At 40.2% G+C, this 22,659-nt stretch carries 8 protein-coding genes; all 8 read right to left on the reverse strand.

Annotation, left to right across the window (positions count from 1 at the left end; all coding sequences use genetic code 11):
* Positions 1 to 26 precede the first annotated feature (26 nt).
* Genes RMZ95_RS25440 through RMZ95_RS25475 form a run of 8 tightly spaced genes read right to left on the reverse strand, consistent with a single transcriptional unit; the run spans position 27 to position 22,536 of the window.
* Entirely contained in the window at positions 27 to 1,097 is a 1,071-nt protein-coding gene (locus RMZ95_RS25440) for an HAD-IIIC family phosphatase (protein ID WP_322682770.1), read from the reverse strand.
* Positions 1,098 to 1,101: 4 nt separating this feature from the next.
* Positions 1,102 to 2,286 carry an acyl-CoA dehydrogenase family protein gene (locus RMZ95_RS25445; protein WP_322682769.1) on the reverse strand — a complete coding sequence of 395 codons (1,185 nt, stop codon included), beginning with the start codon at positions 2,284 to 2,286 and terminating at the stop codon, positions 1,102 to 1,104.
* A gap of 52 nt (positions 2,287 to 2,338) precedes the next feature.
* A complete protein-coding gene (locus RMZ95_RS25450; RefSeq protein ID WP_322682768.1) occupies positions 2,339 to 2,584 on the reverse strand; it encodes an acyl carrier protein in 246 nt (81 codons plus the stop codon).
* 56 nt (positions 2,585 to 2,640) lie between these two features.
* Positions 2,641 to 3,504, reverse strand: coding sequence for a 3-hydroxyacyl-CoA dehydrogenase family protein (locus RMZ95_RS25455; RefSeq protein WP_322682767.1), 864 nt, complete (start codon positions 3,502 to 3,504; stop codon positions 2,641 to 2,643).
* Between the two features lie 32 nt (positions 3,505 to 3,536).
* Positions 3,537 to 9,395: a polyketide synthase gene (locus tag RMZ95_RS25460; RefSeq protein WP_322682766.1), complete on the reverse strand. Its 5,859-nt coding sequence runs from the start codon at positions 9,393 to 9,395 to the stop codon at positions 3,537 to 3,539.
* Positions 9,388 to 15,975, reverse strand: coding sequence for an SDR family NAD(P)-dependent oxidoreductase (locus RMZ95_RS25465; protein ID WP_322682765.1), 6,588 nt, complete (start codon positions 15,973 to 15,975; stop codon positions 9,388 to 9,390). Before RMZ95_RS25465 ends, RMZ95_RS25460 begins: the two co-directional genes overlap by 8 nt.
* Positions 15,968 to 21,583, reverse strand: a complete 5,616-nt coding sequence (locus tag RMZ95_RS25470) for a non-ribosomal peptide synthetase (protein WP_322682764.1) — start codon at positions 21,581 to 21,583, stop codon at positions 15,968 to 15,970. The genes RMZ95_RS25465 and RMZ95_RS25470 overlap by 8 nt, the downstream gene beginning before the upstream one ends.
* Positions 21,584 to 21,636: 53 nt before the next feature.
* Complete coding sequence (locus tag RMZ95_RS25475; protein ID WP_322682763.1) at positions 21,637 to 22,536, reverse strand: cupin-like domain-containing protein; 900 nt, start codon at positions 22,534 to 22,536, stop codon at positions 21,637 to 21,639.
* Positions 22,537 to 22,659: the final 123 nt, after the last annotated feature.

Here is a 22,659-nt window from a genome sequence, read left to right on the forward strand (position 1 = left end):
CAAACTACGAGAACTAGCAATGCTTTTTAATCTATAACTTTGACCTTTATATACTCAGGGATAGGCTGTATTTGGGTTAGATCATTTTCTAAAATCTGCAAATCTCCACATTTATCAATTTCTTGAAACCCTGCAAATTTATAAGATATATACATCATTCGATTACGATTATTTGAAACAAACTCAGCCCGCAAATGAACATTATTCTTCTTAGCCAAGGTCATAATATGATTTAGCATAATTGTGCCCACACCTCTGGACATAACTCGACAAGACATCAACAAAAGTTTTAGAGTCCATATAAGCTCTCCACATTCCACAAGAGCTAACCCAATTTTTCCATAACTGCCGTATTTATCTTCTAAACTAGCAATTAGGATTTTATGTTGATTTGATTTTTGGAAATAATTCAATTCGTCATAGGAGTATGTATAACCAGTTGTATTTAATTGATTAGTTCTTAATGTTAACTCCTCAGCTCTTTGTAAATCATCTTCTTGAGCATCAGAGATAGTAAAAGTCATATTAAGCGTAGCTAAAAATTCGTCTTGAGTACCAATAAATTCTTTTTCCGAATTATTTCGTTCAATATCACTAATATACATTAATCTTCTCAGTTTTGAATCCTCTGTAATAAAACGAGGATTCATTTCTGGTTTATCTAAGAGAGCCGTTAAATCAGTTACACTAATACAATGTACTTCAGAAAGGGAGAAATTGACTTCTTCAAGTTCAAATAACTGGTCATCGATAAAAGCAAATACATCGATACCAATATTGAGCGACTTAGCAATTTCTTGGATAGAACTTGATTTTGAGTTCCAATTGATTTGGGGATAGAGAAAATATTCGTGTAGCCCAAACTCCTGGATTTTTTCCATTGCTTTGGCATAGTCATTTTTACTGGCAATAGACTGCAAAATACCTCGACTATCTAATGTTTTGATAATATCGATTACATCGGGGAACAGGTAAACACAGTCATCCTCTAATAAAACACCATCCCAAAGCGTGTTATCTAAATCCCAAACTACGCATTTGATAGTTTTTTTATCGACTTGTCGATCGCTTGAGATTTCAGTGTTTGTGCTAATCATATTCTCACATTATTGCCAGTAAGTTTTGAGAATTGGCAGTGGAAACAGGTTTTGATATGTACTCCTGATAACCGTAATCAGCGATGGTAATCTGTTGTATTTGTGTACTTCCTTCAATGATTTCCATAATTTTGGCATCTCGGAAATATCTAGCAACCGAATATTCATTAGTACAACCATTAGCCCCGTGAATTTGTACGGCATCATTTGCGACTTTAGTTGCTGTTGTAGATGCAAAATATTTGGCGATTGAAGTCTCTGTAATGGAATTGGGATCGCCAATTTCTTTGAGATAGCCAGCTTGATAGCATAGTAATCTTGCTGCTTTCACATTGACTATCATGTCGGTAATCATTTGCTGAATTAATTGGTGTTCTTTCAAATAAACATCAAACTGTTTTCGTTCACTCGTGTAATGAATGCAGTCTTCTAGGCAGGCTTGAGCAATACCTACAGAACCCCATGCCACACTATATCTTCCATAATCTAATGCAGAAGAAGCTATATAAGAGAAACCAAAACCCAATCTGCCTACCAGGTTTTCTTTAGGAATTCGACAATCTAGAAAGTTTAATTGAGCAAGCATTGAAGCCCGAACACCTAATATTCCAGAAATAGGTTGTATTGAAAATCCTGGACTATTCTTTTCAACTAAAAAAGCAGAAGGTTTACCCGAACATTGGGCAAATACCAAAAATACATCTGCAATTTGTCCGTAGGTAATCCATTTTTTATTTCCATTTAAAACATAAGAGTCACCAGAAAGTGTTGCTGTGGTTTCTATACTTTTGGCATCGCTACCTACGTTAGGTTCACTTAAGGCGAAAGCAGCTATAACTTCACCGGATGATAATTTTGGCAGCCAATACTCTTTTTGAGACTTACTACCCCATCGACAAAGAGCATAAGAAACCATACTGTGAACTGTGAGCAAACTCCGTAAAGAAGAACATCCTCGTCCAATTTCTTCATTAAGAAGACCATAGGTGATGATATCCATACTTTTGCCACCAAATTCTTCAGGTAATATTGCACCCAAATATCCTTGATGAGCAAACTTTTCTATAACTTTTGAAGAGGTACACTCATCTCGATCGAAGGAATTTGCATGAGGTATAATTTCTTCGTTTACGAAACCTCTAAACTTAGATTTATCATCTTTTTGTTGAGATGTCAACTCAATTTTCATGATGATTACTTATTTGGTAGAAAGGATGGTAATTTTTATATTTATTCATGATTTATGCGACTAAAGTTGTTTTCCGTTCAACTAAACGAGTCATAGAATTTATAGTTCTGAAGTTATCAAGTTCCAGGTCTTCGTTGTCAATAGTAATTTGAAACGCTTGTTCTATAAATAAGACAAGTTGCATAGCAAACATTGAATTGACAAAACCAAGGGCAAAGATATCTTCATCTAACTGCAAATCATGATTTCGGAAAAATCGGGATAAAAATTCTCTAATTTTTACTTGTATTTCTGACATTTTTCAATTTGCCTTGATTTTCAGAATGGCTAAGGACTTTGTTTTCATATCCAATTTCAAATTGCTCCATTGTAAGTATAAAAACCTTGCCCACTCTTGCGACCAAATAACCCGGCATTTACCATTTTTTTTAGTAATTGACAAGGTCTATATTTGCTGTCGTTGAAACTTTCATACAAAACTTCGATAGAAAAAAGAATCGTATCCAATCCAATTAAATCAGCAGTTTCTAGAGGGCCCATCTTGTGCCCAAAACAACTTTTAAAAATTCTATCTACTTCTTCCACTGAAGCAACTTGGTCTTGTAGCAAGAAAATTGCTTCATTAATCATCAACATGAGAACTCGGTTAGAAACAAAACCTGGCGCATCATTGACGAGGATGCTTTCTTTACCCATCTGAGCCAGTAATTCTTTCGCTATTGAGATTGTTTCATCGGATGTGTGATACCCGCGAATCATTTCAACCATCGGCTTCATGGGAACCGGGTTCATGAAATGCATACCAATCACTTTATCAGCACGCTTAGTTAATGAAGCAATGCGAGTAATGGGAATAGCAGATGTATTAGCTGCAAATATAGTTTGTTCTGGACAAATCGCATCAAGCTGTGCGTATACTCCCTCTTTAATATCCCACTTTTCGGTGACATTTTCAATCACAAATTCTGTATCTTCAAAAAATTTATAATTTGTAGAAAATTTAATTCTTTGAAGAGTGGTATCAGGATTGTCTACTTTTTCATTTTTATTGAAAAAACCTTGAAAACGGATATTATTTCTGATTTGTTTGTTAGCATCTGACAAAATCTCTTCGCAAATATCTACTAATATTACGTGATGACCGCTCTGGGCGAGGCTTTGAGCTAACCCAATTCCCATCACACCTGCTCCGACAACACCGACAGTTTGAATTTTCATAATTTTATCCTGCAATGACTAACTTTTTCGATCTAGTTTGACAATTGCACATTAAGAGTTTTGTTAATCTCTCCAGTTACACTTGTTTCGTTTCTAGATAATTGTTCTAACTCTTCTATGAGAATTTCTTCAATCACCAAAGCTAATTCATCAATAGTGGGAGCTTCAAAAAGAGAACGAACAGGTAGTTCTATTTGAAAAGTTTTGCGAAGCTGAGAAATAAGTACAGTTCCCGTCAGAGAGTCTCCCCCTAAAGCAAAAAAGCTGTCATGAATACCTACTGGCTCTATACCCAGTAACTCTTGAAAAACTTCAACTAGTTTTTGCTCTACATCATTACTAGGAGCAATGTATGCATTTTTTAAGTTTGGTCTAGAGTGACGAGAAGATAAATTAACTGTTTGGGCAGTATTTTTTTGTTGTAAAGGTTTTAATCTAATCCATTGGTCAATTCTAGATTGTAAATTCCCAGTTGAAACAACTATTTGATGATATTGACTCCATAAAATAATCCGTTCAAGGGCATTAATACCTTCTAAAGGTTCGATGGCGAATTCAGCCAAAGTTGTATTAGCAGGTATTTGTGAATTGTCTACTGCAAATCGCCATGCATCCCAGTTAATACTCATCCAAGGAATAGGATTTCTCTGATTGTGCTGGTAAGCAAAAGCATCCATAAACAGACTGGGTGCTGAGTAGGTAACAGAGCCTAATCCTCCTAAAACTGAGGTTAAAGAAGACATTAATAGACAAAAATCAAGCTTTTGGGACTGCAAAACTTCTTCTAATACTAAGAGTCTTTGTATTTCTTGCTGAAGTTGCTGTTGACATTCTCTTGGGTCTATCTCTACGATGGGGCTAAATAACTTATCTGCGGGTATTTTAGTTGTGTGGAATACCCCATTTATTTGACTAAACTTATTTTGTACTAAATTTACCACATCAGCGCTTTCGATTAAGACTTCTGCGCCCAGATTCTCCAGTTCTTGTACTTTCCGTATCTTGCAGCTGATGTTATCTTGCTCATCGTGAGCTGTCAGCCACTCTGACCAATCCGGTCGGTTGGGAAAATCCTCAGCTTCTAAAAGCAGCAGTTTTGCCTGTACTGTCTTTGCTAAATGTTCAGCTATTACAAGTCCTATATCTTTCAGTCCACCTGTAATTAAGTAGACTCCTTTTTCTCTTAACCTGAGTGTATCCGAGACGTTTGCATCTAATTGAACAGACTCAAAGGTTTGCACCCAACGTTCCAAACCACGGTAAGCAATAACTGAGTCAGAGGAATTGGTTTGAAGTTCCGTCAGTAGTTGTTCTACAAATTTTTCTTCTTGCCAACTTCCTGGTGAGGGAATAATAACATCAATGCTACGACATTTAATATTTGAATATTCTTGTGGGATGACCTTAACAAGTGCAAGGAGGGTTGCTTTTTCTGGACAAAGATTTTCAACTCCAGTTACAGCTTGCATATTGTTGGAGATAACTACAAGCTGTAACTCATTAATATAGTTCTGTTTTTCTAGCGCTTGTGTCAACAATAACAAACTTTGGAATCCTTCTGTTGTGTTAGAATCTGCAAATTCTGACTGGGTTACACTCCACAGATGAATAATTCTTTGTGGTATTAAGTCTTGGGCACGAAGTTCTTTGAGTAGAGTATTGTAATCATCTTGTTGTTGCGGTGCTATTGTATATGCACGTTTACCCAGATGCTTTCTTGAAGATTCACTCGTAGTCTCAAATTGTTTTCCAATTCTGACGGTAATTACATCATGACCTTCAAGTTGGAGTCGCTGCACGATTTGAGCGCCTAATCCATACTCATCAACAAATATTAACCAGCGTTCTGCTTGTTTCACCTGACCTTTTGATTGTGGTGGTAGCGAACGTTTCCATGAAGGGATGTAGAACCAGTCAGCAATATTGGACTTTTTACCAAATGAAACTTCTTGCTGTTCATGAAGTAATGCTGTAAATGCTGCTGGTGCTTTGGGCGTTGTTTGTGTAGTAGCCTGAGCGACAATTATGTGGTCTGTAAAAGGTGCGAATTCTGAAAAGGCTGTCACCTGCACAAAACCATGAGATTTGAGTTCTTGTTGCCACTGCTCTTTGGATAAAAAGGGATTGCACATGTTACGATCGCTTTCTAAATCCTCTATCGGATTCATCAGCAGCGCGTCAATGAACTCAAATTCCAAGCGTGGTTGAGTTGTTTCCCAAAAAAGAAGCAAACCTCCAGGAGCGAGTAAAGAGCGAATGCGATCGAGAGTTTCTCCAATATTTCGAGCGACGTGCAACACTTGGAAAGCTACAATTACATCAAAGCTGTGGCTTGAGTATCCTTGTTCTTGTGGCGATCGCTCAAGGTCTAGCAATTGGTATTCAATAAATGGATAATCGCTAAATTTCTTCTTAGCTGCATTCAGGAAGAAACCTCCCACATCGGTGAAGGTATAATTAGTTTTGTCTGATGGCAATATAGGTAATAACTCTGCCGTGCCAGTACCAGTTCCAGCGCCAAGTTCTAAAATTCTGAGATTCACTTGAGGAGGTAGTGCTTTTGACACTTGTTCTAAGCATACCCGCATGATTGAGTTGTAGTACTTATTTTCAGGCAATTGTTGGACTGAAAATTCTCCTGACTTTAATAAGGTGGAAACATGGAACTCTAATGGTTCTTTTTTACCAGTCAGCAGAGCTACCATATTTTCGCCATACAGTAGCAGCAAATCTATTTGTTGCGGTGTGTCTGTCCATTTGGTTCTGACTTCTACCAAAAGCTGATTAACAAAGTCTATTGATATTGGTAAAAAGTTAGTAAACAGTCCTTGTTCTTCATGTAACTGACCTTGCTCTACCAATATTTCTAGCCATCGACTGAACAATTCTTTATAGGAAGGAATAATCTGACATTGGTCAAATAACTCTTCTAAAAAATACTTTTTAGTGGGATTGCTAAAAGCTCCTAAATGTGCTGTTGTAAGATTAATATAAGCAATACATAAACGATCTAAACACTCTCTTTTTTCTTGAGCAATTTGCTCGTCAAATTCCAAAGCTCCTGTATTAGCTTGGAGTTGACCAGCTTCTACTAAAGATTTCCAAAGCTCTGATGCTGTTAACTTGGGCTGGAAATTTATTTGTACAGGTAACAATTTTTGTGGTTCAATCCAATATCTTTGTCGCTCAAAGGGATATGTTGGTAAGGGAAGGCGATGTCGGCGCTCATGGGTATGAAATCCCGACCAATCTATCTTGATTCCCTCAAGCCACAGTTGTCCTAATGTGTTGAGGATAAACACAACGTCAGATTGTCGCTCATAAGCATAGCGCAGCGAGGATAATATTACTTTGCGATCGCCAGGAACATTATCTAAGCATTGCATTGCTAAACTGCTTAATGCTTGTCCTGGCCCCACCTCTAATAAAATTGGACTGTGTTTTGTCCATAACTGATTTACTCCATCAGCAAAGCGCACGGGTTGGCATAGATGCTGTGTCCAGTAGCTGGGATTTGTGGCTTGCTCTGCTGTAATCCAAGTTCCGGTAACGTTAGATATATAAGGAATTTGCGGTGGTTTGAGGCTGATAGTTTGCACTAGTTCGGTGAAAGAGTCAGCGATCGCCTCCATCATGTAAGAATGAAAGGCATGGGAAGTCTGCAATTGCCGACAGGCTAATCCCTTACCATTCAACTCACGTGCCAGTTCTTCTACAGCCTGTGTAGTGCCGGCAAGTACACACTGAAATGAGCCATTGACTGCTGATAAGGAAAGGTTTCTATTCAAGAAAGGTTGCACTTCTTCCTCTGTCAAAGGAACCGCCAGCATTGCTCCCCCTGGCAACTCTTGAATCATTTGCGCTCTTTTGGCAACAAGAGTAATCGCATCTTCTAGAGACAATACTCCGGCTATTGTTGCTGCGGTATATTCACCGATGCTGTAACCAATCATTGCTACTGGACGAATGCCCCAGGATATCCATAATTGAGCTAAAGCATACTCAATGGCAAACAATGCTGGCTGCGTGAGGTATGTCTGATTTAGTTTTTGGGCGGCGGGATCTAGTGATTGAGGAGCGCGACCAAGCATTTGGCGTAAATCTATACCCAGTTTTTCTTTGGTTGTTTCGGTTGTTGAATGGGAAGTAGGATAAATAACTTCTTTGAGATTAAGACCTAAAAGGGGTTCAAACAACGAGCAACAGCGATCGAGGTGTTCGCGGAAAGTTGGTTCAAATTGGTATAATTCAGAACCCATGTTGAGATAATGAGTTCCCAAACCAGTAAACATCAAGACTACTGGGCGCTCATTCATATCCTGAGTGCTAGTTAAGACTCGTTTGGGATTTTGGAAAGCTGCGATCGCATCTTGAGTATCTTGACAAACAACTGTCCGCCGATGACTCAAACCATGCCGCCCAACTTGCAATGTATAAGCTACATCCGCAAGGTTAAGTTCTGGGTGCTGTTCCAGGTGATTAACCAAATTTGTAGTCGCCGTCTCTAAAGCAGAGCTAGTTTTAGCAGAAACTACCAGCAATTGATAATTTCTCCCCTGCTCCCCTGCTCCCCTGCCCCTCTGCTCCACTTCCGGGGCTTCTTCTAAAACAACATGAGCATTAGTCCCCCCAAGACCAAAAGAACTGACCCCAGCGCGGCGTGGTGTTCCGTTTGTTTGCCATGCAGATAGTTGGGTATTAACGTAAAAAGGGCTGTTGGCAAAGTCTATTTCGGGATTGGGTTCTTCAAAGTACAAGCTGGGTGGTATTTGTTGATGCTTTAGAGCTAAAACAGTTTTAATTAAACCCGTTACCCCAGCAGCGGTATTCAAATGGCTGACATTAGGTTTCACCGAACCGATCGCACAAAAACCCTTCTTACTGGTCTGGGCACGAAATACTTTTTCTAGCGCTCGAATTTCAATCGGATCGCCCAAGGCTGTACCAGTGCCATGAGTTTCAATGTAGGTAATAGTATCAGGATCAAATCCTGCGATCGCTTGGGCTTGGGCGATCGCTTCTGCTTGACCTGCAACGCTCGGTGCTGTATAGCTTACTTTCACTGCACCATCATTATTAATAGCTGAACCTTTAATTACCCCATAAATATAGTCGCCATCCGCTACGGCATCCTCTAATCTCTTTAAGATCGCAATACCCACGCCTCTGCCAAAAGGGCCACCAGTAGCTTTAGCATCAAAGGCACGAGTGTGAGCATCAGCAGAAGCCATCCCGCCAGTTTGATAGAAATAACCTTCTACTTGGGGAGTTTGGATCGCGATACCACCAGCCAGTGCCATATCGCACTGGTAACTTTGCAACCCTCGGCACGCTAGATGAACAGCTACTAAGGAGGTGGAACAAGCTGTACCAACACTAATACTCGGCCCTTTTAAATTTAACTTGTAAGAAGTTCGTGTAGATATAGAATCCTTATCATTGCCAAGGGCAATTTGCATATTCAGTGATTTGAGCAAGTCAGGGTGTGAGGCGAGATTATTCAGCAGGTAAGTACTTAGATTGCCCCCAGCATATACACCAATCAGGTTATTGTCTGTTTTTGGATCGTAACCAGCATTTTCTAAAGCTTCCCACGCACACTCTAAAAAAATTCGCTGTTGTGGGTCGAGAATCTCAGCTTCTCTAGGAGAGTAGCCAAAGAATGAAGCGTCAAACATCTCGATGTCTTCTAGCACAAACCCAGCTTTTACATAGTTAGGGTCTTGCAAACAAGTTGGATCTACGCCTTGTGCGATTAATTCTTCATCGCTGAAGGATGAAATAGACTCTACACCGTTGCACAAATTCTGCCAAAACTGAGCCACATTTTTGGCTCCGGGAAACCGACCTGCCATGCCAATTACGGCTATTCCTTTCAATCGATTACTCATACACCCTCCTCCTGAGCTTCATCAGATCCATTTCTTCTTCAATTGCTGCTTCTTGCCTCTTGGCACGCTCTTGGGCTTGCTCGAAGGCTGGTTGTTCATTTTGTGTCTGGCTGAGATATCCTGCCAAGACATTGATGGTGGGATATTCAAATAAGTCAGCTGTGGAGATATCACAGTTTAAAGCAGCCTGCAATTTACTGCGTACCTGTACCATGAGAAGTGAATCGCCACCTAGCTCAAAGAAGTTATCGTGGATACCTACTTGTTCGCTACCCAGGAGTTCTTGCCAGATCGAAGAGATTTTTTGCTCGATTTCGTTTCTGGGAGCAATATAAGTAGTACTCAGTTCTGGTCTTGAATACGTTGGTTTTGAGAGGTTATCTTTGTTTGTAGCTTCTGGATTGGGTGAGTAGCTCACGAGATCCGGCTTGATTTGAAGTCGAAAATCATGGGTTGATACTAGAACTTGAGAAAGAGTATTCTCCAGAATCCGGTTGAACGCTTCTATCCCCTCAGTAGATGATAACCCTTGCTCAAGCAGCTGTTTTTGATACGTTTGGGCAGGTGTGAGAGATTTTTTCGGCTCTCTAGGACTGAAAGCTACGGATACTTTAGTGTCTTTGTTTTCCCCAATAGATAAGGAGTCTGGATTTTCCAAAGATACAACAATCTTACCAATATGCTTCGCTCTTGCCATCTCTTCAAAAGCACGAGCCACGGAATCAATAGCAAAGACCTGATAAGGCAAGGGTTGAAAATTTCTCTGGTGGAAATGTTGTACTACTTCGCGCCACAGGTCGCTAAAGTTGGGAAGTTGTCGGTCTACGTTAATAGCAAAGAACGATAAGCATTTTGCAAAGACTTTTAGACCTAGTTGGCTGTTATTGAGAATATCCCGCTTACCAATTTCTAGAAAGCGTCCGTAAGGTGCTAATACGTCTAGACTTTTGGTCAAGAATTCTCCGGCAAGGGAATTCAAAACTACATCTACACCCTTGCCATGCGTGCGTTGCATCACTTCGTCAGCAAAAGCAACAGACCTAGAATCAAAGACATGCTCAATCCCAATTGAATGCAGAAAAGCTCGCTTCTCTGGATTACCTGCCGTGGCAAAGATTTCTGCTCCTATCCACTGAGCAATTTGAACTGCCGCCATGCCGACTCCACCAGCCGCAGCATGAATGAGAACGCGATCGCCTTTACTCAACCTACCTAATTGTATTAGGGAATAGTAAGCTGTAGTAAAGGCTACGGGAATTGTTGCTGCTGCTTCTAAACTCAAATGTTTAGGTTTGAGTGCAACTGACAAAGCAGAAGTCGTGAGGAATCGGCTAAAGCAACCATCGCCAAAGGCAATCACTTCATCTCCAATTTCAAACCCCTCAACGCCTTCTCCTAATGCAACTATTTTTCCAGCACACTCTAAACCGAACTTGAGATCGGCATCAGTTGGGATAGGAAGCATTCCTAGAGCCAGAAGTACTTCTTTAAAGTTAAGACCAGTTGCAGCCACCTCAATTTCTATCTCTCCTCGACCTGGTTGCTGGCGCGATATTGATTGAAATGTCAAAGTATCTAAAGTGCCAGGAGAAGAAATTTTTAAACAAAAGTTTTGGCTTTCGGAAATAGGAGATTTTTTGGGGATGACATCTACTTTTCTCAAAGTATACTCTTCTATCTCAACCAATTCTCTCCCTTGCTCATCCATAATAGTGATATCAAATTTCAGAGTATCATTCCGAGATTTTTCATTTTTAGTGGATCTAATGTGACTGTATACTTTTTCAGGTAAAGATTCTCTAAACTTCAATTTTTTATAAGAAAATGGTAAGTAAGCGCTTTTTTGTTTGATGCTCAGAAAACCAACGGCATTATCTAGTAAAGCCGGATGTAATTTATATAAATTAATATCATTGGCAAATTGGCTAGGTATTTCTAGGATAGCTAAACCTTCATTTGTACCGAATTTTGCCTGTTTGAAGTTGTTCCATCTAGAGCCAAATTTTATATATCCTCCTTGAAGTTTACTATCCCTTTCTGCATTGGTAATTTCCTGCTTGTTACATCTGGCGATAATTGTTTCGATGTCATATTGATTAGGTAATTCTGTTTCTCTAAAGGCTATTTCTCCTTTAGCATGTTCTAACCATTTATCTCCCTCAGAGCTTGATTGGCTGATGATCGAGAATTCAAATTTATCTCCCTGTTTTTTCAACAGTGTCCGAACTTCTTTTTCTTCATCACCTTCTACTACTAAGGGCGTAAGAAAATACACTTCACTGATTTCTATTGGGCGATTTTCCCTATGCTTTTCAAAAGCAGCTCTAGCCATTTCCAGGTAAGCTGTTCCTGGAAGTGTGGCTTTTCCCATGACTATGTGTTCATTCAAAACCCAGTGTTTGATGACGCTAAATTTCGAGATATATATTTCTTGCTCTGAACTCTCCACTATGCATTGCTCAAATAATGGATGGTTCACTGCTTGAAATTGAGGTTTGACGATCTGGGATGGGGTTGATATATTTGCGGCTGTGGCTGCCATCCCAACTTCCTGCCAAGCAGACCAGTTAATAGATGTAGTAAATATGCCATCTCGATTACTCTTATAGTGAGCAAAAGCATCCAGAAAAGCATTAGCACTGGCATAATCTACCTGTCCTAATTCTCCTTGAATGGCAGTCATTGAGGAACACAAAACCAAGAAATCTAGCGGAGTATCCTGAAAAATACTATTAATAACTAGCGTTCCCTTCACTTTAGGAGCGAGAACCTTTGCTGTCATTTCTGCCGTTTTTAGCTGAATGATTCCACCTCCCGGAATCCCAGCGGCGTGAATTACACCATTGAACTTACCAAAATGCTCCTGCGCCTTTGCGATCGCCTCAAGCATTTGTTCGCGATCGGTGACATCAGCACTCACCACCAAAATTTCTGCACCCAACTGTTCGAGTTCTTGGAGTTTTTGAATCTTGCAACTAATACTATCTTGCTCACCGTGAGCGTTCAGCCACTCTGACCATTCGTCTTTTGCCGGAAATGATGAACGTCCTGTGAGCAGCAATTTTGCCTTTACAGTCTTCGCCAGATGCTCCGCTAGCACCAGTCCAATGCCTCCCAATCCCCCAGTGATTAAATATACGCCTTTTTCTTTTAGTTTTGGTATTTTTGCAGATGCTGGCTCTAAGGAAACAGGTTCAAATTGTTGTACCCAACGATGATTTCCTCGGTAGGCGATAACTGAGTCAGAAGATTGTGTTTGTAGTTCACTCAGCAATTGTTCTATCAGTTTCTCTTGGTGCCAAGATTGATTTGAGGGAGTAGTAATATCAATGCTGCGACAACTGATATTTAAATACTCTTTTGGTATCACCTTCACAGGCCCAAGAATAGTTGCCTTTTCAGGACAAAGAATTTCATCTCCAGTCACTTCCTGGATGTTGTTGGAGATGACGGCTATTTGCAGTTGTTCGCTAAAATGATGTTTCCCAAGTGCCTGAGCGAGAAATAGCAAACTATAAAATCCTAAATCTTTTGTGTCAACTGCTGATTCTGTATTGTTAACAGGAGTGACATTCCATAAATGCACAATTGTGTGTGGGAATTTGTTTTCTGCTAGAAGTTCTTTGAGCAAAGCATCATAGTCATCTGGTTGTTGGGGATTTAAGCTGTAGTGGCGATCGCTTAGTTTTCTCAACTTCAATCCGATGCTGAGTGCGATCGCATCTCGACCTTGCAGTTTCAATCGGTTTACTAATTCTTCACCCAATCCGCACTCATCGGTAAACACCAGAGTGCAAGCCAAAACCGATTTTTCACTCTTGGGTTTTTCGGGTAGTGGAGAGCGTTTCCATGATGGGACGTAAAACCAGTCAGCAATATCTGACTTTTTACCCGTTACAGAGGCGATCGGCGTCTGTAAACTTGTATTGACAACTGCTGATTTTTGGTCATGAATCCAGTAACGCTGGCGCTCGAAGGGATACGTCGGTAAGGGAAGACGATGACGGCGCTCATGAATATAAAATCCCGACCAATCCACATTTACTCCAGATAGCCAGAGCTTACCTAATGTGTTCATTAAGAACGCTACATCTGAGTGTTTTTCCTGGGGATGTCGTAATGAAGATAATGCGATCGGTTCTGAATGCTTTTTGGCAAAGGTAGATAAAGTATGCCCAGGCCCAACCTCCAGCAGGATGCGATTTGGCTCTTGTAGTAATGCAGAGATTCCTTCCGAGAAGCGAACACAGGAGCGTAAATGTCTCGCCCAATAATTTGGATCTGTGGCTTGCTCTGCCGTAATCCAAGTGCCCGTAACATTGGAAATAAAGGGAATTTTCGGGGGATTTAGTCTAACTTTACTGACTTCCTTCTCGAATGGCTCCAAGATGGTTTCCATCATCGGAGAATGAAAAGCGTGGGAGGTATGCAAACGCCGACATTCTATCCCTTGAAGCTGGTTTTGCAATGCATTTATAGCATCATCAGTTCCCGATACCACACACAAAGCTGGTGCATTACTAGCAGCTAAGGATAAATTTTCATTCAGTAAACCTCTAACTTCCGCTTCTGGTAGGGGTACAGAGAGCATCGCACCAAATGGAAGTTGTTGCATCAATCGCCCACGAGCAGCTACCAGTCTTAAGGCATCTTCAACAGACATTACACCAGCTAAACAGGCAGCGACATATTCCCCAATGCTATGACCAATCATCGCTTGGGGAGAAATCCCCCACGATATCCACAATTGAGCCAAAGCGTATTCTATGACAAACAATGCTGGTTGAGTGATGTCAGTTTGTTGCAGTTTTTCGGCTGCGGCTTTTGATTCCGACTCCTTGGGATAAATAACTGAACGCAAATCCAACCCCAAATGTGGTTGCAGCAATTGACAGCAAAAATCGACTTGTTCTTGAAAAACTGGCTCAGTCTGGTAAAGTTCTTTACCCATGTCTACATACTGAGCGCCCTGTCCGGGGAACATGAAAGCGATGGGGCGATCGCTATTTTCAACTAAGCGAGTCAAAACTCTTTGCGGATCTCGTAAGGCGCTGGCTGCATCCTCGATATCTTGGCACACCAGTACGCGACGATGATTAAATTCACCACGTCCTACTTGCAGGGTATGGGCAACATCCGCTAAGTTCACATCGGGATGTTGCTGGAGGTGATTAGCCAGATTTTTTGTTGCAGTTTCTAAAGCTGAGTCAGTTTTGGCAGAAAGTACTAACAACTGCCAGGGACGAGAAGGGCTAGACGGTTCCAGTACTGGTGCTTCTTCTAGAATGACATGAGCATTAGTCCCACCAATACCCAAAGAACTCACACCAGCACGCCGAGGGGTACTTCCCGCTTTCCATTCTGTGAGGGTTGTATTTACATAAAAGGGACTATTGGCAAAATCAATCTGGGGATTTGGCTGCTCAAAATTTAAACTGGGTGGTATCTGCTGATGTTTCAGGGCTAAAACTGTTTTAATCAGTCCGGCAATCCCAGCTGCTGCATCTAAATGACCGATGTTTGTCTTCACTGAAGCGATCGCACAGAAGCCTTTTTTGGTGGTACTGCTACGAAAGACTTGGGAGAGTGCGGCAATTTCAATGGGATCGCCTAAAGCTGTACCAGTCCCATGAGCTTCAATATAGTTAATTGTCTCAGGCTCAACTCCCGCCAGCATCATCGCTTCAGCAATCACTTCTGCTTGACCATTGACGCTAGGCGCTGTGTAGCCAACTTTACCAGAGCCATCATTATTAATAGCTGAACCTTTAATTACAGCATGGATGCGATCGCCATCTGCTAGAGCATCACTCAATCGCTTCAGGACAACAATTCCTACACCATTACCGATAGTTGTTCCCTGCGCTTTCGCATCAAAAGCACGACAGTGACCATCAGGCGATAATGTGCCTCCGGGTTCGTACAGATAACCCGTTTTTTGCGGTACGTGGATAGAAACCCCACCGGCTAAAGCCATGTCGCATTGATAATTCAACAAACTTTGACAAGCAAGTGTGGTTGCAACTAATGAGGTGGAGCAAGCTGTTTGGACTGTAATACTTGGGCCGGTAAGATTTAATTTGTAAGAAACACGAGTTGTAAGGAAATCTTTATCGTTACCAATTACTGTTTGGTAGCATTGGGCTGAACCCAGGCGATCGCGGTTTAAATCTAATGAATAATAGTTATTTAAGCTAGCACCAGCGTAAACTCCAATGCGACTGTCACATCTATTTGAATCATAGCCAGCATTTTCTAATGCTTCTAAAGCACACTCTAAAAAAATCCGGTGTTGGGGGTCAGTAATTTCTGCTTCTTTGGGATTAAAACTAAAAAATGCCGCGTCAAATAAATCGATATCTTTTAATATGGCACTGGCTTTTACATAATTGCGATCGCTTAATATATTAGGTTCAATCCCATCAGAGACTACTTCTTCATTTGTGAAGAGAGAAATTGACTCTACACCAGACTGTAAATTTTGCCAAAACTCTTCAATATTTTTCGCATCGGGAAAACGCCCGGCCATCCCAATGATGGCTATGGCTTCTAAAGCATCATTATGTGTAGCGTTAACCATAAATATTTTTACCTTGCTTACTCAAATGTTGCTTTTGGCGCTTGATAGCCTCAATTTGCTTATTTACGCGATCGCGTGTGACTGTAAAAGAAAGTTGTTGCTGTTGACTTAAACATTGCGCTAGGGAGTAAATAGTTGGATTTTGAAACATCGTCACTACTGATATATCTCGCTGCAAAATTGCACACAGTTGATGATTAACCTGAAGCATTAGTAGTGAATGCCCACCTAAATCAAAAAAGTTATCATGAATCCCCACTCGATCGAGATGCAGTAATTCTTGCCAAAGCTTTGCTATCTGCTGTTCCATTTTAGACTGAGGTAACTGAAAAGCTGCTGTCAATTCTGGACGCAGATTGTCAGGTACAGGTAAAGCACGACGGTCTACTTTACCATTAGGAGTTAAAGGTAAAGCATCTAACACGACAAAGGCAGAAGGAAGCATATATTCAGGCAGTTTTTCTTTAAGAAATTCTCGTAGTTCATTTACAGAATGCGTAGTGTTTTCATAATTAACTATATAGGCAACTAGGCGGCAGTCATTTGCTATATCCTTTCTAGCTAATACTACCGTTTCTCGTACCTGTGGATGTTGCTCTAATAAAGCTTCTATTTCTCCTAACTCAATGCGATTTCCGCGAACTTTTACTTGATGGTCTATTCTGCCTAAAAACTCTATATTTCCATCTGGGCGATAGCGTGCTAAATCACCTGTTTTGTAAAGGCGTGTATTTGAATTGTGGATTGGAAATTTTGCTATTTTAAATCTTTTACTTAAGTCTACATCATTAAAGGGATTGGCAATAAACTTTTCTTCAGTTAACTCAGGTCTATTTAAATAACCTCGTGCTAATCCAATTCCAGCTAGATATAGTTCCCCCGATACTCCAATAGGAACAGGTTGTAAATGTTTATTTAAAATATATATCTGTGTATTGGCTATTGGACGACCTATAGGAACAATTTTTTCATCAGTAACAGATTCACAGCACCATGCTGTCACATCAATAGATGCTTCTGTCGGGCCATACAGGTTATACAATTTTCCATCAAAACTATTGAAAAATCGCTGTTGTAAATCAAAAGATAAAGCTTCCCCGCTACAAATAACGCGCTTGATACTTTTACACTTTTGATGTTCTTGTGCCTCTAGAAAAACTTGCAACATAGAGGGAACAAAGTGAAGTGTCGTTATTTCTTTCTCTGATATAATTTTGGCTATATATCGCGCATCTTGATGACCACCTGGTTTAGCTAAAATTAAACTTGCACCCGTCAACAATGGCCAGAAGAATTCCCAAACCGAGACATCAAAACTAAAAGGAGTCTTTTGCAAAATCCTGTCAGATGATGTTATTTGATAAGCATCTTGCATCCATAGTAAGCGATTGCACAAACCCAGATGAGTATTCATCACTCCTTTAGGTGTACCCGTAGAACCAGAAGTATAAATTACATAAGCTAAATTTTCTGGCTTCACGTCGCTAACTATATTTTGGAAACTATAATTTTCAAATTCTGTACTTTGAGTATCTATACATACTAATTTTCCTTGATGTGATAGTAGTTCATTAACTAGATGCAGTTGTGTTAACAACACTGATACTTGAGCATCTACCAACATAAATGCCAAACGTTCTTTGGGGTAGCTGGGGTCTAAAGGTAAGTAAGCACCACCTGTTTTCAAAATCCCTAGTAATCCAATCACCATTTCCAGCGATCGCTCCAGACAAATTCCCACCAATACCTCTGGTTTGACACCTAGCGATCGCAAGTAGTGCGCCAGTTGATTTGCCCGGTTGTTTAATTCCCGATAGGTTAATTGTTGATTTTCAAAGACGACTGCAACAGCATCTGGTGTTTTCTCTACCTGTGCTTCAAATAGTTGATGAATGCACTTGTCTTGTGGGTAATCTGTCTTGGTATCATTCCACTCAACTAATAATTGCTGTACTTCAGATGGTGTTAGTAATTGCAAGTCTGAAATGCGTTGTTGGGGATCGCTAACTATGCTTTCTAGCAAAGTCTGCAAGTGTCCCAGCATCCGAGTAACGGTATCTACATTAAACAAATCTGTATTGTACTCGCAAGTCGCAATTAACCCTTGCTCGGAATCCTCCATAAACAATGTCAAATCAAACTTAGATGTCCCGTTGTAACCTTCCTCATAAGTCACTGATACATCCGATAGGCTTATATTGGGTTTTGGAACATTTTGGAGAACGAACATGACTTGAAATAGTGGATTGTAACTCAAGTCTCTATTTGGCTGTAGCTCCTTTACTAACTTTTCAAAAGGTAAGTCTTGATGAACATAAGCCTCTAAAGCTGTAGACTTCACTCGTGCTAATAACTCCTGAAAACTTAGGTCGCCAGAAAGGTCTGTACGCAGAACTAAAACATTGACAAAAAGTCCTATTAATAATTCAACTTCTGCTCTGTTGCGATTGGCGATTGGCGAACCGACTAAAATATCTGTCTGACCTGTATAGCGATACAGCAAGGTTTTGAAGGCTGTAAGCAAGGTCATAAATAGAGTTACTCCTGCATGACGGCTCAAATTCTTTAGCTCTTTTGTCAGAGTTTGGGAAAGAACTAATTTTGCTTGAGCGCCTTTGAATGTTTGAACTGGCGATCGCGCCCGATCGGTTGGTAAATTCAGTACAGGTAGCTCACCCTGCAATTTTTGTTTCCAATAAGTCAATAACGGTTGAATACGTTCGCCATCAAGCCATTTTTGTTGCCAATTGACAAAATCTCTATACTGAATAGCTAATTCGGGAAGTGGTGTACCCCTTTGGGGAAGCAAGCTAGCAAGAGCGTGTGTCTGCAACACGCTGCGCGAATGCAGAGAAAGTTTGCCTGTTGAGAATGCTTCATATAGTGCAGTTAGTTCTTTAATCAGAATACCGATAGACCAACCATCTGCAATTATATGATGCAGAGCGATCAACAATTGATAACTTTTATCATTTAATTGTAAAATTTTAGTACGCAAAAGCGATTGAGCAGATAAGTCAAATGGCTGCTGTGCGAGTTCTATAGCCAAACGTTGGGCTTCTTGGGTACGCTGATTTTCTGATAGTAAACGCAAATCTTCAACCGCTAAAGTTAAAGGTACAGCTTGATTGATAACTTGAATGGGTTGTCCATCTGACACTGTAAAGCTTGTACGTAAGACTTCGTGTCGTCTAATAATCTCGTTAAGACTATCTTCTAAGCTGGCTTTGTCAATACAACCTTTGAAGTTAATAACTATAGGAATATTATATGTAGGACTATCAGGATTTAACTGATTGATAAACCACAATCCCTGCTGGGCAAAAGAGAGAGGATTAATAGATGTATTTTTCTCTTGTTGAGTAAGAGATATTGAGGGTATTGCGTCTGTTGTCAATTGAGCGAGTATTTTTGTAGCTAGCGCGAGCGTATTCATCCCTTCAAAGAAGTCTGCTACGGATACTTCTACCTCTAAATCAACCTCAATCCGGTTTTTCAACTCAAACACTTTTAAAGAATCAAGCCCCAGAACACTTAATGGTTCTTGAGGATTGATATCATCTGGTGCGATCGCCAGTACTCTCGCTTCCTGTTCAATCAAATATGTTTCTAGAAGTTTTTGACATTCCCTTGGGGAAAGCGCCAAAAGTTCGGAACGCTGTAATCGAGTTTCCTCTGTGAGAATATTGCTAATTTTGAGAATGTTACTGACAACTACATTCAGTTCACCATTCTGAAACTGGGCGCGAGTTGCACGACGTTGAATTTTACCACTGGAAGTCTTGGGAATACTACCGGGTTTAATCAAAACCACAGCATAAACTTGGACTTCATGTTCTTCAGTTACAGCTTGGCGAATTGCAGATATAACTTCTTCTAAATTTGGCTTGGCGCGAAACTTCAATTCTTGGACGATTACCAGCCGTTCTTCATTGTGAACCTCGACTGTAAATGCGGCGCTAGCACCAGAATTTAAAGATGAATGGCTGCGTTGGGCGGTTAATTCTATATCCTGTGGGTAAAGATTTCTACCGCGAATAATAATTAAATCTTTGGCTCTACCTGTAATAAAAAGCTCGCTATTTTCTAAAAAACCTAAATCTCCCGTCCGCAGAAAAGGGCCTACACCGGTGTCAGATAGATAAGCATGAAAAGTTTCTGTTGTCTCTCGATCGCGATTCCAATAACCTTGACCAACACTCGGCCCAGATACCCAGATTTCCCCAATTTCACCAGGTTTACAACTACTGAGTGTTTCTGGATTAGCGATCGCTACTTCCAGTTGTGGTATAACTCGACCACAACTGACAAAATAATAGACATCTTCAGTACTCTGGGTACTGGGTACTGGGTACTGGGAAGGAAATTCTTTTAAAGCCTCCACTTCACTCGGCTTTAATATATGGTTCGAGTCTGAGTCTGAATCCTCATGCAAATCTTCCCGTTCCCCAGTCCCCAATCCCCGCTCCCCATCCCCAGTCCCTAGTCCCCAATCCCCAGTCCCCAATTCAACTACCCGATTAGATTCTAATGCAGACTTCTGGACTGTTTTGATTATCGGTGATGTCGCCTTCTGCACCCCAGAAACCATCAGAGTTGTTTCAGCCATCCCGTAACAAGGGTAGAATGCCTCTTTACGGAAGCCACAATCGGCAAAAGCTGCTGCAAACCGCTCTAAAGTATCATACCGAATCGGTTCCGCGCCGTTAAATGCCACACTCCAACTACTCAAGTCAAGAGTTTCTTTTTGTTCAGGAGTAATTTTTTGAGTACATAACTCATAGGCAAAATTAGGGCCTCCACTGGTTGTGCCTTTGTAGTGAGATATAGCTTGCAACCAACGGTAAGGACGTTGAAGAAAGGAAGTTGGAGGCATAATGATGCAAGGAAAACCTCCATATAAAGGTTGCAATATTCCTCCAATCAAGCCCATATCGTGGTACATCGGCAACCACGTCACGAACTTACTTTCTGGAGAATGCTCCATAAATTGGTAAGTTGTGTGAGCATTGTGCAGTAGGTTCCCATGACTAATCATTACACCTTTGGGTGTCCCTGTAGAACCAGAGGTGTATTGCAGAAAAGCTAAAGTATCTCGATCGATAGAGGGTTCTTGCCAATTATCTTCTATTCCCTCTGCAAGATTATCAGTAGTTAGCCACTGTAAGGATTCTAAGTCAGTCTTTTGTGTCATTAAAGACTGCACATTAGGCAGGATTTCTGTTGTAGTGAGAGCGATCGCTGCTTGTGCATCTATAGAGATAGCTTTTATTCTTGGTGTATTGCGCTCATTTCGAGGGGGATATGCAGTTATAGCCACAACTCCTGCATATAAGCAACCAAAAAAAGCAACTAAAAAATCTAGTCCTGCGGGATAAAGTAGTAAAGCGCGTTCCCCAGTCAAACCCAATGCTTGTAATTGAGCAGCTATTTGCCGCGATCGTCTATCTAATTCTTGATATGTAAGCGTGGTTTGTTCTGTCTCCCCATCTAACAAAAAGGTAAAAGCATCTCTATCTGGTTGCGTAGAGCTTCTTAAGCGTAGTAGTTCGACAACTGTAGAAAAGTTGCCAACAATATCAAAGAAGCTATGAGAAAAACTATTCATTTTTATTTTCAACCCAGCGCGATGTGCAACTTACTTTGTTACCAGAAAATTTATCAAACAAACATACTTTTAAAAAATTCCATAAAATTATTCAGATTTCCACCAGAGATTATATGAGATAAATAATGAGGTGCAATGTTGAAAAAAACTGACACCATATTCTTTTGCCATAAAAAATCTTGTATTTTAAGATCGTACCAAAATGATAATGAGATATTATCATCTACTGCGGAAAGATGATGCCACCAAAAAGGCGGAATGTAGAGTATTTCTCCCGGTTGAAGTATAACTTCTATTCTTTCTTCCCAAGGAAAGTTCGGAAATAACTCCGAATTAAAGAGAACTGGATTTACCTTACTATTATATGCTGCGCCAGAACTAGCCTCAAGAGGTGGATAAAATGACAAATAATTTGAAGGCGGAAATAAAAGTATTCTTTTTCTTCCTCGAATTTGAGCAAAAATATTATGTAGTGGGTCAAAGTGAAGTGTAGTAGTTGAAGAAAAGTTTTTACTTGAAAAGCCATACCACAATGTCACAAATGCTTTCCTGTCAAAGTATTCTGGATAAGTTACATCTTGAAAAATTTCAGGAAAACGCTCTTCAAAACCTGCTTCAGATAAATAACATTCTAAATCTTGCTCGTTATTGTTTTTACGATCTATATGGTTCTTGATATACTCCTGAAATTTCATTTCTTTTTTAGGCTCGTAACCATCTTCATAAGAAAAGTTTTTATGATCGTCCCAAAAATTTTTCTTATAAAACCGGACTGGCACCATGTTATTTCCACAATGTTTTATCAGATAATCATTAGACCAATTCTGACAAGCACCCCAATGTTGGGCAACATCTTCAATGATAAAAGGTTGATATTGTTTACATATTTCTGAAAATTCTTTTGTACTAGGGCTTTTGAATTTTAAAACTGATTCACTCGCTTGAATTTGCATAGAAACTTCAATCTCCTGAATTTAACTAAAATTTTTGCACTATTTATAGATATTGCCATCTAGAATGACTATTAGGTTTTTATTCATCTATAAATTATGAAAGCAGTTTCTTGGTTGATGTCA

It is taken from the genome of Nostoc sp. DedQUE07, assembly GCF_034530975.2.
Classification (GTDB): Bacteria; Cyanobacteriota; Cyanobacteriia; order Cyanobacteriales; family Nostocaceae; genus Nostoc.